Source organism: Dubosiella newyorkensis (assembly GCF_001945605.1).
GTDB lineage: Bacteria > Bacillota_I > Bacilli_A > Erysipelotrichales > Erysipelotrichaceae > Dubosiella > Dubosiella newyorkensis.
Window position 1 is genome coordinate 22,373 of sequence record NZ_MPKA01000090.1, and the last position, 13,094, is coordinate 35,466.

Below are 13,094 nucleotides of genomic sequence, written 5' to 3' on the forward strand. Positions count from 1 at the left end.
AGATATGGCGAATATCGATGGAACGATCCTTCGGGACATCATCATGGACCATTATCAATATCCAAGAAATAAAACACTCGTCGAAAACGACGATTCATATAAATCCAAACATATGGCCAGCGATTCATGCATCGACGATATCACCGTCCAAGCGAAAGTTAAAGACGGAAAGATTGAAGATGTTCGCTTCGATGGTGTTGCTTGCGCAATTTCGACAGCTTCTACCGACATTATGGGCGAGCTTTTAAAAGGAAAGACAATCCTAGAAGCTCAAGAGATCATCGACAATTATATGGCGATGGTAGACGAAGAAGCTTACGACGAAGAGCTTCTCGATGAAGCGATCGCGTTCCAAAACGTTGGCAAGCAAGCCAATCGGATCAAATGCGCAACCATTGGATGGAATGGGATCCAAGAGATCCTCAACGATACAAAGAAGGGGGAAGAAGATGGACAACAATAAAGAACTCCCCTCGACCGAATATAAATACGGATTCCACGATAAAGACGTTTCCGTGTTTAAAACAGGAAAAGGCTTGAATGAAGAAACCGTCCGCGAGATCTCGCGGATCAAAAAAGAGCCGGAATGGATGCTGGATCTGCGCTTGAAAGCATATCACGCCTTTGAAGAAAAACCGAATCCAAACTGGGGACCTGATCTTAGCGAGATCGATTTCGACGATTATACGTATTACATCAAACCAAGCGAGAAACAAGAAAAAACGTGGGACGAGGTCCCAGAAACGATCCGTGACACATTCGAGAAACTCGGCATCCCGGAAGCGGAACAAAAATTTTTAGCTGGAGTCTCTACCCAATACGAATCGGAAGTCGTCTACCATAACATGCTCGAAGAAGTCGAAGAAAAAGGCGTGATCTTCTTAGACACAGATTCTGCGCTGCGCGAACATCCAGATCTCGTCAAAAAGTACTTTGGGAAACTCGTTCCTTATAACGACAATAAATACGCGGCCCTCAATACAGCCGTATGGTCTGGTGGCTCATTCATCTACGTACCAAAAGGTGTCAAGCTCGAAAAACCTCTGCAATCGTATTTTAGAATCAACTCGATGCAGATGGGACAATTCGAGCGGACATTGATCATCGTCGATGAAGGCGCGGATGTCCACTATGTTGAAGGCTGTACCGCGCCAACGTATTCCAAAGATTCCTTGCACGCGGCCGTCGTAGAGATCTTCGTTCATAAAAACGCGAGATGCCGGTATTCAACTGTGCAAAACTGGTCAGACAACATTATCAATCTCGTCACTAAACGTGCCAAAGTGGACGCGTTTGGTCATATGGAATGGATCGATGGAAACATCGGCAGCGGAATCAATATGAAATATCCAGCATGTCTTCTTGCTGGCGAATACGCAAGAGGCACATGTATTTCGATCGCTGTGGCTTCCAAGGGCCAAAAACAAGACGCGGGCGCTAAGATGATCCATCTTGCTCCGCATACCTATTCGACGATCGTCTCGAAATCGGTTGCTCGAGATGGAGGGGAAGTGAATTACCGGGGCTGGGTCGTTCAAAGCAAGAATGCCGAATATTCAAAATCGAAAGTCGAGTGCGATACGCTGATCTTAGATGAGAAATCCCGCTCCGATACGATCCCGCTCAATAAAGCCTACAACAAAACGAGCCAGATCGAACATGAAGCCACGGTATCGAATATTTCCGAAGAACAGCTCTTCTATTTGATGTCTCGAGGATTGTCTCGTTCAAAAGCCACCGAAATGATCGTTATGGGCTTTTTGGAACCATTCACAAGAGAGCTTCCGATGGAATACGCAGTCGAACTCAACCAGCTCCTCAAATTGGATATGAGTGATTCCATTGGATAGAAGAGACTGGATCGAAAAGCGAAAACACATCGAAGATCGTGAATCCAAAGAAAGGGCAATCGTTGAAAAACTATTGCCTTTTTTAGAAGGAAAGATCGTCGCAGGCTATATGCCCATCTTAGGCGAGGTCGACGTGACACGCTTTTTAGACGATCGGATCCAATATTTACCAAAAACAGATCCTCGTTCCATTCAAATGCGCTTTGAAAAAGTTGATCTCCAAACAAAACTGGAAAGAGGTCAATTCAAAGTCATGGAACCTCCCATCAATCCTTTGAGCGATCCAAGCCAAATCGATGTGATCCTCGTGCCGCTTGTGGCTTTTTCCAATACGAATCGTTTAGGATATGGGAAAGGATATTATGATCGCTATTTAAAAACGAGCGAGGCTCTCCATATCGGACTCGCTTTTGAGGAGCAGGAAGGCGAATTCATGATCCAGCCGTGGGATGTGGCGCTAGATTATATCATTACCGACAAGAGGATCCTTGCCAAAAAAAAGAGGAGAGAATTATGAGTGTTGTTACAAATATTCGCGAATTCTGGGAACGCTTTGAGGATGAACAAAGCGACTTGCAGAACGCGCTAAAAACCAAAAACTATGATTTGATCAACGAGATCGTTCAAGGACTGAACGAAGAAGTCAACGCGATCAGCGGATGCAGTTTTTTTGTAGAAGATGTCAGCGAAGATTTTGAAATGACCTTTGATCCAGGTCCAAATAAAACGAGCCAGTATTTAGCCCAGCGTCTAAAAAAAATGGCGCCCGATAACGTGAAAGCGCTATGGCGCATCAACGCCTCTTTGCAGCCGCTTTCACAAAAAGCGATCGAGGCCTCCGTCCAGATCAAAGACCAAGTGTATTCTCTCGTGGATTTTTATGTCTTCTATACAGTGGATTCAAGCAGCCAAACGATCCAGACCAAAGTGTATTGTCCTGGATATTCCTTGATCGAAAACGACGAATACACCAAAGAGATGAGCATGTATCTTTTAGAGCTCGCGATCGGACAAACGTATTATGAAGCTTATATCTCGCTAGTCGAACCATTGACCCAGCCCGAAGCGGACAATCCAAATTTTTGTTCCCTTGTCGACTTCTACACGAAGATCCAAGACATCGTTGAAAAGGATCACTGGAAAGAATACGCTTCTCCATTAGATATTTATTCGATCTATGAACCGAATCAAGATTTTGCCCATGACGCCTTGCGTAAAGATATGAAGATCATCTTCACCACCCATCCACTTTTAGTCGAGGAAACGCTAGGAGAAAAAAACGATGTTCTTCTAGATCTTAAAGCGAAAGATGGCGATTATGGATATATTTATTATGTGAATCCTTTTCAAGGAAAGGATAACGCTTTGTTTCGGCAAGAGCTCTCGAAGCAGCTTGACGAAACGATGTCGAAGCTCAACTTAGGAAAGGTGATCGGCGGCGCGATGGGGAAAAGCTTTTCGTATATCGATTGGATCATCTTCGATCTAGAAGGTTTTGAAAAAGCGTTCGAACAGATCAAAAAAAAGCTCGACCCGAAAGTCGAACTTCATTTTCAAACATTTCAAGAAACGATGAATTAAGAAAGATCAGCGCATGCGTTCAGCAGGCGCTCTCTTTTTATGCCTTCAAATTGCTTGGTCGGATCTTCTAAAAAATGAGCCAACACATCCGCGTCTTTGAGCGCTTCGCATAAAGGAGAATCGTATTGACCTTTTTTCGAATGCTGCGAGATAGCGTAGCAGATCTCGTCGATTTCGCTGATCTTGAATAAATTCGTTTCGCTCAAAAAATTATGGGCATAGATCGCCGACATGCGGGCATGCTCGCTGTGGGGACAATTTTGCGTATATTGAGAAAAGTCATGGAAAAGAGCACAGATCTTGCAAAGTTCTAGATTTAAATTACGGGAAATGGCGAGCAACGTGATACAGTTGTCGACCGCGTTGGTGTGCGTCATCGCGTTGGCTCTTAAAATCTCATTATAGATCGCGTTGAATTTTCCATAAACATGATCTTTGATGCGTTGATAGCGTTCCATAGAAAACCTCCCAAAAAAAAGCGCATGAATTTAAATCATGCGCTGCCTCGATCGTGACTTACATTAAGCAATCGTGTTGACTACAGTCACTTTGCTGGCTTGCTGACCGCGATTGCTTTCAATAACATCATATGTGACAGTCTGTCCTTCTTCTAATGTCTTGAACCCATCGCAGTTGATGGAAGAGTAGTGAACGAAAACATCTTTTCCGTCTTCGCCGGTAATGAACCCATACCCTTTCTCAGCGTTGAACCATTTTACTTTTCCTGTGTTCATTGTTTAACCCCCTGGTTCGATCTTATCGATTATTTTCCCGCATCAACCGTCAACAATCCGATGAAGTACAAAATCACGATAAGGCTTTCCCTATAGAAATTATACGAAACCTATAACAAAGTGTCAACAAAGAAGTCGTTAAATGTAAAGCGCATTCATTTTCAAAAGTATACCACATTTTTTTTGCGGGAGTCGAACATTCTGATTGGTTCTAAAACATCATTCAAGTATAATAAATCTAAAGAGTGCAGGAGGACAAACCTATGTTTATCAAAGATGAAGCCTTAAGAGAGGCAGTTGCACGAAACCTAAAAATCAAAGAGGATGAGCTTACCCCAGAATCGCTGCAAGGACTCATCCATCTCGAAGTGCCCGATATGGAGATCAAATCGCTAGAAGGACTCCAATATGCGGAAAACCTGGAATTTTTAGACGCTAGTGGCAACAACTTACAATCGCTTGAACCGATCAGAGATCTAAGAAACGTCTTGACTCTGGATGTTTCGAGCAATCAGCTTCGCGATATCCAAGCGCTGCATGGCTATCGTCAACTGAAAAAACTCAATATATCCCGAAATAATTTGTATACGATGGACATTTCGAGCATCGCTGGCATGATCCATCTCGAAGTGCTTGATCTGAAGAAAGCGAAGATCGACTCTTTAGAGCACATCATCCATTGTAAAAAACTCGAAGAACTAAGGATCAATACCGAAAATGGACCCTTCAACTATTCCATCTTAGGCACGCTCAAACATTTGAAGAAACTGGATATGTCGGGAATGCGCCGATTTTATATCGACGATCTGACCTACATCTCGACACTAGAAAGCTTGAATCTTTCGACTAATTTAATGAGCGATCTTTCACCGCTCCTTTCCATGACGCATTTAAAAGAGCTGGATGTAAGCAACAACCCATACTTGAAAGATTATACGATCTTGGAAGAATTCCCATCGCTGAAAAAGCTCAATATGAACTATAACGAGCCGAACAACTTTGATTTTTTGAAAAATCTTCCGCTTTTGGAGGAGCTTTCGATGGAACAGACCGGCTTTCATGATATGGAGCTTCTCAATCACATGAAAAGCTTATGTGTTCTGAACGTATCGAAAAACGATCTGAAAAATGTCGATCGATTCCGCAATGTCGAGAATCTAGAAAGTTTGAAGGCCGAATTCTGCCAGCTTACCAATGTCGATTTCTTGAAACATGCGCACAAGCTGGAAAGCCTCGATCTCTTTACGAATCGCATCACGAGCATCGACGTATTGAGAGAGGATAAAAATATCGTCGAATTGAATGTTGGACGCAACCAGATCCGTGATATCGAGTGCTTGAAGGATATGAAGCAGCTCGCGATCCTATCCCTAGAAAACAACGATGTCCACAATATCGAGCCATTAGCCGGACTGGATAATTTGTGCATGATCGATCTCTACAATAACGTGATTTCTGATCTCAAACCGCTAGAGCACCTTGAATATGTATCGTATCTGCGTTTGGATCACAATGCGATCATCGATCTGACTCCGCTCAAACATTTGAAATTCTTGCGCTCATTGACGCTGAAAGCCAACTACATCACGGATGTTTCGCCACTTAAAGACCTTCGATTGCTTGAAGCGCTCCGTCTAGATGACAATCCGATCGCGGATACTTCCGTATTGGAAAGCATGGAATTTTATGATAAGTTCACAGATTGATCCCGGGCTTCCGGGATTTTTCTTTTGAAGATGAAAACGAAGAAGAGTATGCTAAAATAGCCGTATGTTAAAACAAGCAAAAAAGGGAATCGAAAAAATGATCGACAAAGAGATCCAGGTCGCCAACGCGACGATCCACTACGCAGCCAGCCTGATCGAGATCCTCTTCCAAAAAGAAGATGTCATGAACACGCCGCTCCATAGAAAGGAGGAAGAGAATGAAAACCAATGAATCCAGCTTCCATCGTTTTGTGGAGATCGTCAAGATCCTGCATAAATATCATATCGAAAAAGGAATGGATCCCGTCAAATTCAGGCATATTTTAGAAGATCTAGGACCCACCTTTGTCAAGATCGGCCAAATCATGTCGACACGCCAAGATATGTTCTCCCAGCGTTATTGCGAAGAATTGACAAAACTTAGAAGCAATGTCGCGCCTCTTCCTTATGAAACGATCCTCGAGATCTTACGGGAAAACTATCACAAACCACCTTTGGAAATTTTCGAGAGCATCGATGAAGTCCCTCTTGGTTCCGCCTCGATCGCGCAAGTCCACAAAGCGGTTTTAAGAGATGGTAATCCAGTCGTCTTAAAGATCCAGCGCCCAGGTATCTATAAAGAAATGGAAAGCGACGTAAACCTGATCCGCAAGGCGATCAAAGTCCTCAATGTATCGGAAACGCTCTCTTCGGTCGTCGATCTAAATATGGTGCTTGATGAATTTTGGAGCACAGCCAAACAAGAAATGAATTTTCATCATGAAGCCAACAACGCCAAGCGCTTCAAAGAAATCTACAAAGATACGGCTTATATCAATGCCCCCTCGATCTATGAGACGTATACCTCGAATCTCGTTTTGGCGATGGAGTATATTGGAGGAGAAGAAATCGATGATTCGCTCGCTCTTGATCAGCAAGACTATGATCGAAAAGAGATCGCCCGCAAACTCGCCTATAACTATGTGAACCAGATCATCGAGGTCGGCTTTTTTCATGCCGATCCTCATTCAGGAAATTTAAGGGTCGACCAAGGACAGATCGTGTGGATCGATTTTGGGATGATGGGAGAGCTCTCGATACGTGATAGAGATCTGATGCGCCAAGGGATCGAAGCTCTGGCCAATCGGGATACGAACTTGCTAGTCGAGACGATCTTGACATTAGGCGTTTGTCAAAAGGAAATCGACTATTCTAAATTTACTGTCGAGATTGATCGGTTCATGAATCAATACGTCAATCAGTCGTTAGTGGATATCAATTTACCAAAGATGATCCAAGATATGTTCGCGATCTGTCATCGATATTCGATCATGTTGCCAAAAGGGATCTCGATGCTCGCACGATCGCTCGTCACCTTTGAAGGAACGATAAAAGCGCTCGATCCGATGACGAATATCATGGAAATCGTCTCGATGTATCGAAACGATCTTCTAGATATCGATTGGGCCAAGCAGCTCAAGAAAACGACCCTCAAAGTATTGGACGCGGCCAACAAGTCGCTCGATCTGCCCATCACGCTCGACGCGGTCTTGAAAGCGGTCCAAAAAGGGCAGATCAAGGTGAATCTAAATTTATTGGGCAGCGAAGCGCCGATCGCGAATTTAGATCGAATGATCAATCGCATCGTTGTTTGTGTCTTGATCGCCGCTTTATTGATGGGAAGCAGTATAATATGTACGACCAATATGAAGCCAAAAGTGCTAGGGATCCCATTGATTGGTTTTCTTGGCTTTATGATCGCTTTTGGCATGAGTTTGTGGTTGTTTGTGAAGATGCTTTTTCTGCATCAAAAAAACAAACCGTTTTAGCAAAGGAGCATGAATTTGAAAGAACATATAAAAGCGACAATGGCTTCAAGCTTGCTTATCTTGATCCTTGTCGGACTTGACCAATGGAGCAAATGGGCAATCCAAACCCACATGAAGCTGTATGAATCGATCCCGATCATGCCTAGATTTTTCAAGCTGTTTTATGTCCAGAATACGGGAGCTGGCTTCAGTTTATTTGAAGGATTTGGACCTTGGTTTTTCTTGATCCTGACTCTGATCGCTCTATGCGCCATAGTTTACTATTTCTATCATACGAACGATCGGATGGTGCAGCTGAGCTTAACGCTTATTTTCGCAGGAGCGATCGGCAATTTGATCGACCGCATGAGACTAGGTTATGTGGTGGATTTTTTCAGCTTCAATCTTTTTGGCTGGGATTTTCCCGTCTTCAATATCGCGGACATTTGTATTAGTGTCGGCTTTATCCTTTTAGTCGTTTATTTGTTGTGGGATGAATACAGAAAGGAAAAACAATGGAAAAACAATATCAAGTCGTAGAAGAGAAGGGCGCCAATCAACGCCTCGATAAAGCGCTCTGTCTACTCTTTGACATTTCTAGAAATCGAGCCAAAGAGCTGATCGATGAAGAAGCGGTCCTTGTCAATGGGATCGGCACCAAACCCTCGTATAAAGTACAGACGGGCGATGAGATCGAACTTCTCATGCCGCCTTTAGAAGAAGTCGAGATCAAGCCGGAAAACATTCCTCTCGATATCGTGTATGAAGATGAGGATGTATTGGTCGTAAACAAGCCAAGAGGAATGGTCGTTCATCCTTCGCCAGGCCATTATTCAGGAACGCTAGTCAACGCCTTGATGTATCACATCAAAGATTTAAGCGGGATCAATGGAGTGATGCGTCCAGGGATCGTGCACCGGATCGATAAAGATACAAGTGGGTTATTGATCGTCTGCAAAAACGACAACGCACATACACAAATCTCTAAGCAACTTTCAGAGAAAGAGTGCAAACGAGAATATAAGGCGATCGTCCATCGTCCATTCAGTCATACATTTGGCACAGTCGACGCACCGATCGGAAGAGATGAGAAGAACCGCCAAAAAATGGCGGTCACAGCCAACAACTCTAAAAACGCGATCACGCATTTTGAGGTGTTGGAAAACTTTAAAAACTACGCCTATATTTTATGCAAGCTCGAGACGGGAAGGACCCACCAGATCCGTGTCCATATGGAATATATCGAACATCCGATCGTCGGCGATCCAAAATATGGGTATCGTAAAACGCTTCCGACTGATGGACAGCTTCTTCACGCCTATGCGCTTGAATTCACGCACCCAACGACAGGCAAGAGAATGCGCTTTGAAAAAGAGCCGCCTCAGATTTTTCAAGACGTGCTCCATAAAATGGAAACAGGAGAGATCGAATGAGGGCCAAGGAAGATGTATTGACATGGGATCAATACTTTATGAGTATGGCTCATCTAAGCGCGATGCGAAGCAAAGATCCAAACACGCGAGTGGGCGCATGTATCGTCAATCCTCAAAAAAGAGTCGTTGGCTTAGGGTACAATGGATTCCCGATGGGGTGCAGCGACACGAAGTATTCTTGGGAGAGGGAAGGCGATTTTCTAGAAACGAAGTATCCGTATGTCGTTCATGCCGAACTCAACGCGATCCTCAATAGTATTCAAAACTTAGCGGGATGCACGATGTACGTATCGTTATTTCCATGCAACGAGTGCGCGAAAGCGATCATTCAATCCGGAATCAAAACGGTAGTCTATGAAGATGACAAGTATGATGGCTCTCCTGAAAATATGGCAAGCAAGCGCATGTTTCTCGACGCGGGAGTCGTTTTGATCCAGCTGCCTTATTGTTTGAAAGTCTGCGTGGAAGAAATCGAAGAATGAGAAAAAAGCCTTTTGCGAAAAAAGGCTTTTTTAAAGCATATGTTTGATCTTTTCTGTATTCTTGAAATGCAATTTGGCAACATCATACAGAGGATCCCATCCATAGCGTTCTACAAACTGAACACCGCTTTGATCGACTTTCGCGCCAGCGCCCTTCGGAAAGAGAAAATCGTATTTTTCCGACATCTTATCCATGTACTTTAAAAAGGTCGCTCGAGCCAACACGCTTGCAGCCGCGACTGCTAAATATTTCGATTCCGCTTTCGTTTCAAAATGAAGATCCTTCACGACGTGATCTTGGCCTTGCAAATAGCGGTAATACGATTTTTCTTGGACGAATTGATCGACAACACTTAAAGAAGGGAGCGGATTTCCTTTTTGTTCAAGATTCCAATACGCTTGATTGTGTAAGATGCATTTCATCGCGACCATATTGTATCGCGAAGACATCGCGTTGTATTTCGCGTTGTTGACGATCAAGATCGAATGCGGACAAAGCTCTTTGATCGTTTCTTCGACTTGCAGTATGAAGGCGTCTTTCATTTTTTTTGAATCGGTGATCTGCAACGTCATGAGCTTTTCGGCCGCTTTTTGATCGACGATGCAAGCTGCTACGACGACTGGACCAAAATAGTCGCCCGTTCCCACTTCATCGCTTCCTGCTTGAGGAAAGATCGCCTCTGTTTTCTTTTCTGGCTCTGGCTCCAAAAAAGAAAGGTCCTTTCCTTGGTAAACGACTTTGCCTGAAGCGTAGGCGGTGATGCTCATCGATTCGAGCTTTGCTTGAAAAAGCGTATAGTTAGGTTGTTTCCATGCAACGACGTAGGGGGCGATCCTTTGTTTTAGAGAGTCGATGTCCTCAAGCGACATCGTTTTTGTGATTGTAGGCATAGATTGATTGTAGCACGCTTACAGGTCGTAAAATAGATTCGCTTGCCGAATATGCTAAAATAAGTGTGAAACAATCGTTTAAAAGGAGGTATAAGGTCCAATGGATCCTTCTCAATTTCGAAATGAACTGAATAAAGCCATCGACTATCATCAAGTGCTTTTACAAGTTTCTCGATTCGCGTCGTTTTCGGCTTCAAAACAACACATAGAACAAGCGCTTCCTTATTCTGAGCTCGCCAAAGCTAAAGAAGATCTCGCTTATATCCAAGAAGGGATCGAGTTTATCCGCAAAGGAAAAGACTGCTCGTTAGGTGGGATCAGCGACATTCAGCCTTTGATTGAATCTGCAAAAAAAGGAATCATCCTTCTTGCGGGCGAACTCATGCAAGTCTCGATGTTTCTTTCGGGAGTCTACAATGCGATCAACTCGTTCCATGAAGAAGAGCCGCTCTTCTTTGATCTTTGCGATACGATGGATCCATGTATCGCCCTTAGAAAAGAGATCGACGCCAAAATCGATCTGAGCGGAGACGTCAAAGAAAACGCGACACCAGCTTTAGAACGGCTTATTCAACAGCAGCGGAACACACGCGCTGAAGCGACTCGCAGCACGAAAGAATTCGCTCGCAAGCACGTCAATCAATTGATGGATACGACGATCACGACGATCCAAGGCCGCTTTTGCGTTTTGGCCAAAGCAAGCGAAAAAAACACGTTTGGCGGTCTGATCCATAGCGCGAGCCAATCGGGACTTGCTTATTATGTGGAACCATCCAGCTTTGTCAAGATCAACAATACCCTTCAATCTCTGGAACTGCAGATCGAAGAAGAAAAGAAAGCGATCCGCAAAACCTTGAGCAGACAAGTGAAGGCGAAAGCGATCGCTCTTGAATCAGATCTTGAAACGATCACTAAGATCGACTCGCTTCTTGCCCGTTCCAAATGGGCGTATCGATATGATGGGTGTGTTCCTGTATTCCAGCAACGAGATTCTAGACTGCAGATCAATAATGCGCGTCATCCGCTCATCGATGAGAAAAAAGTGGTTGCGAATGATTATGCCCTAAAACCTGAACAATATTGTTTGATGGTCTCAGGCCCGAACATGGGAGGAAAAACAGTGACGCTAAAGACGATCGGCTTATTTGTCGCTCTTTCGCATGCTGGTTTTCCTGTCTTGGCTCATGAAGCTCTCTTTCCTTGGTTCGAATCGATGTGGTTCGATATCGGAGATCATCAATCGATCGAACAAAATCTATCGACTTTTTCTTCCCATATGAGCAAGATTGCCACGATCTGTGAGCACGCGAAAGATAAAACATTCTTGTTGCTGGATGAAATCGGAAATGGGACCGATCCAAACGAAGGAGCGAGCCTCGCTTCGGCGATCTTAGAGTATTTGATCGCCAAAAAAGCGACGATCATCACCTCCACCCACTATGAGCAAGTCAAGGCGTTCGGGACTTCCAATCCACATACGTTAGTATCCAGTGTGGAATTTGATCTAGAGACGCTCAAACCGACCTATCGATATTTGCCCGGTATTTCTGGAGGTTCGTTCGCGTTTTCGATCGCTAAAGACTTATCACTTGATGAGAAGATCATCGATCGCGCGATCGAATTCAAGGAAAGTCAAATGAAGGAGTCGGATAAGGCGCTCGAGCGTTTAGAGATCGAACAAAAGAAAGTGATGCAAGAGAAAGAACGATTCGATCAATTGATCAAAGACGCACACGATCTTCAAAAGAAAGCGGAAGCCGAGCGTCAAAAATGGGAACGAAAATACGAACAGCTGCAAGCGGAGTATGAGCAGCGTATCGAGGAGATGCTTGAAGAAAAAAGAGAAGAAGCGCGCTCCATCATTAAATCGATGCAGTCCAACGCGAAAGTCCATGAGCAAATCGACTCCTTGCATCAGATCAATCAATTGGCTCCAGTTCAAAAAGAAGAAAAACAAGCAAAAGAGGACTTCAAAGTAGGAGATTATGTTCATATTTCTTCTTTAAATTCCCATGGCGAGATCATCGAAATCCGAAAGAAGCAGGCGACAGTATTGAGTAACGGCATGAAGATGAATGTCAAACTGAATACGCTCTCCAAGATCGAAAGGCCTAGACCCAAACCAGTGCCTACGAAAGCTCGCGTCGATAAAGTCTCGACTCGTTTCCCTCTTGAACTCAATTTGATCGGAATGCGGGTGGAAGAAGGTTTGCAGGCGCTCGATCATTATTTAGATCAGGCGATCGTCCATAAAGCGATCAGTGTTCGTATCATTCATGGAATGGGCACTGGAAAGCTAAGAGCGGCGATCTGGAACGATCTAAAAAAGCGCAGCACCGTCAAAAGCTTTCAAGCAGGAGGCCCGCAAGAAGGAGGCCTTGGGGCAACAATCGTCAATTTTAAATAAGAGGAATATAAGTAGGTTTTGTGTTTGTTTTAATTCCTTCACTATTTAGATCGCATCAAATAATCTGTGGAAATCATTAAAAGAGTGTGGGTAATTAAAAGTCAATGAATTAACTCCGTCAACCCTTTTTGAAGTGATCCTTTACAATCGATCAGCTCTACATTTTTTTCTAACTGCTTCAGATAAGAGAAGTGTGGAATGAAAAAAACTTGATTTTGTGTAA

Annotated in this window: 14 protein-coding genes; 11 read left to right on the forward strand and 3 right to left on the reverse strand. The window is 43.8% G+C overall.

The genetic code is table 11. The features are described 5' to 3' along the window. The first annotated feature begins 4 nt into the window (after positions 1 to 4). From sufU to BO225_RS09540, 4 genes are read left to right on the forward strand one after another with little or no spacing between them, the layout of a single operon-like run. Complete coding sequence (gene sufU, locus BO225_RS09525) at positions 5 to 463, forward strand: Fe-S cluster assembly sulfur transfer protein SufU (protein WP_076342004.1); 459 nt, start codon at positions 5 to 7, stop codon at positions 461 to 463. Then, positions 450 to 1,850: a Fe-S cluster assembly protein SufB gene (gene sufB / locus BO225_RS09530; protein WP_076342005.1), complete on the forward strand. Its 1,401-nt coding sequence runs from the start codon at positions 450 to 452 to the stop codon at positions 1,848 to 1,850. The genes sufU and sufB overlap by 14 nt, the downstream gene beginning before the upstream one ends. Continuing rightward, a complete protein-coding gene (locus tag BO225_RS09535) occupies positions 1,843 to 2,367 on the forward strand; it encodes a 5-formyltetrahydrofolate cyclo-ligase (RefSeq protein WP_076342006.1) in 525 nt (174 codons plus the stop codon). Before sufB ends, BO225_RS09535 begins: the two co-directional genes overlap by 8 nt. Beyond that, a complete protein-coding gene (locus BO225_RS09540; protein WP_076342007.1) occupies positions 2,364 to 3,431 on the forward strand; it encodes a hypothetical protein in 1,068 nt (355 codons plus the stop codon). The genes BO225_RS09535 and BO225_RS09540 overlap by 4 nt, the downstream gene beginning before the upstream one ends. Here the strand turns inward: BO225_RS09540 and BO225_RS09545 are convergent. Together BO225_RS09545 and BO225_RS09550 are read right to left on the reverse strand one after the other, a co-directional pair. After that, positions 3,428 to 3,889, reverse strand: a complete 462-nt coding sequence (locus tag BO225_RS09545) for an HD domain-containing protein (RefSeq protein WP_076342008.1) — start codon at positions 3,887 to 3,889, stop codon at positions 3,428 to 3,430. The genes BO225_RS09540 and BO225_RS09545 overlap by 4 nt on opposite strands. Before the next feature lie 63 nt (positions 3,890 to 3,952). Continuing rightward, positions 3,953 to 4,165: a cold-shock protein gene (locus tag BO225_RS09550; protein ID WP_076342009.1), complete on the reverse strand. Its 213-nt coding sequence runs from the start codon at positions 4,163 to 4,165 to the stop codon at positions 3,953 to 3,955. Between the two features lie 263 nt (positions 4,166 to 4,428). On the opposite strand from BO225_RS09550, the gene BO225_RS09555 reads away from it, so the two are divergent. The 6 genes from BO225_RS09555 to BO225_RS09575 all read left to right on the forward strand — a co-directional run bounded on the left by BO225_RS09555 (position 4,429) and on the right by BO225_RS09575 (position 9,573). Then, positions 4,429 to 5,871, forward strand: coding sequence for a leucine-rich repeat domain-containing protein (locus BO225_RS09555; protein ID WP_076342010.1), 1,443 nt, complete (start codon positions 4,429 to 4,431; stop codon positions 5,869 to 5,871). A gap of 64 nt (positions 5,872 to 5,935) precedes the next feature. Further along, on the forward strand, positions 5,936 to 6,103 hold the full coding sequence (locus tag BO225_RS12415) for a hypothetical protein (RefSeq protein WP_158023828.1): 168 nt from the start codon (positions 5,936 to 5,938) through the stop codon (positions 6,101 to 6,103). Next, the gene (locus BO225_RS09560; protein ID WP_076342011.1) at positions 6,090 to 7,679 is read left to right on the forward strand and encodes an ABC1 kinase family protein; all 1,590 of its coding nucleotides are present in this window, start codon (positions 6,090 to 6,092) and stop codon (positions 7,677 to 7,679) included. The genes BO225_RS12415 and BO225_RS09560 overlap by 14 nt, the downstream gene beginning before the upstream one ends. Before the next feature lie 9 nt (positions 7,680 to 7,688). Then, positions 7,689 to 8,198, forward strand: a complete 510-nt coding sequence (gene lspA, locus BO225_RS09565) for a signal peptidase II (protein ID WP_083632175.1) — start codon at positions 7,689 to 7,691, stop codon at positions 8,196 to 8,198. Then, entirely contained in the window at positions 8,174 to 9,091 is a 918-nt protein-coding gene (locus BO225_RS09570; protein ID WP_076342012.1) for an RluA family pseudouridine synthase, read from the forward strand. The genes lspA and BO225_RS09570 overlap by 25 nt, the downstream gene beginning before the upstream one ends. Next, on the forward strand, positions 9,088 to 9,573 hold the full coding sequence (locus BO225_RS09575) for a deoxycytidylate deaminase (protein WP_076342013.1): 486 nt from the start codon (positions 9,088 to 9,090) through the stop codon (positions 9,571 to 9,573). The genes BO225_RS09570 and BO225_RS09575 overlap by 4 nt, the downstream gene beginning before the upstream one ends. Positions 9,574 to 9,603: 30 nt before the next feature. Here BO225_RS09575 and rnhC read toward each other — a convergent pair whose 3' ends face one another. Further along, on the reverse strand, positions 9,604 to 10,464 hold the full coding sequence (gene rnhC / locus BO225_RS09580; RefSeq protein ID WP_076342014.1) for a ribonuclease HIII: 861 nt from the start codon (positions 10,462 to 10,464) through the stop codon (positions 9,604 to 9,606). 100 nt (positions 10,465 to 10,564) lie between these two features. On the opposite strand from rnhC, the gene BO225_RS09585 reads away from it, so the two are divergent. Then, positions 10,565 to 12,871 carry an endonuclease MutS2 gene (locus BO225_RS09585; RefSeq protein WP_076342015.1) on the forward strand — a complete coding sequence of 769 codons (2,307 nt, stop codon included), beginning with the start codon at positions 10,565 to 10,567 and terminating at the stop codon, positions 12,869 to 12,871. Positions 12,872 to 13,094 lie beyond the last annotated feature (223 nt).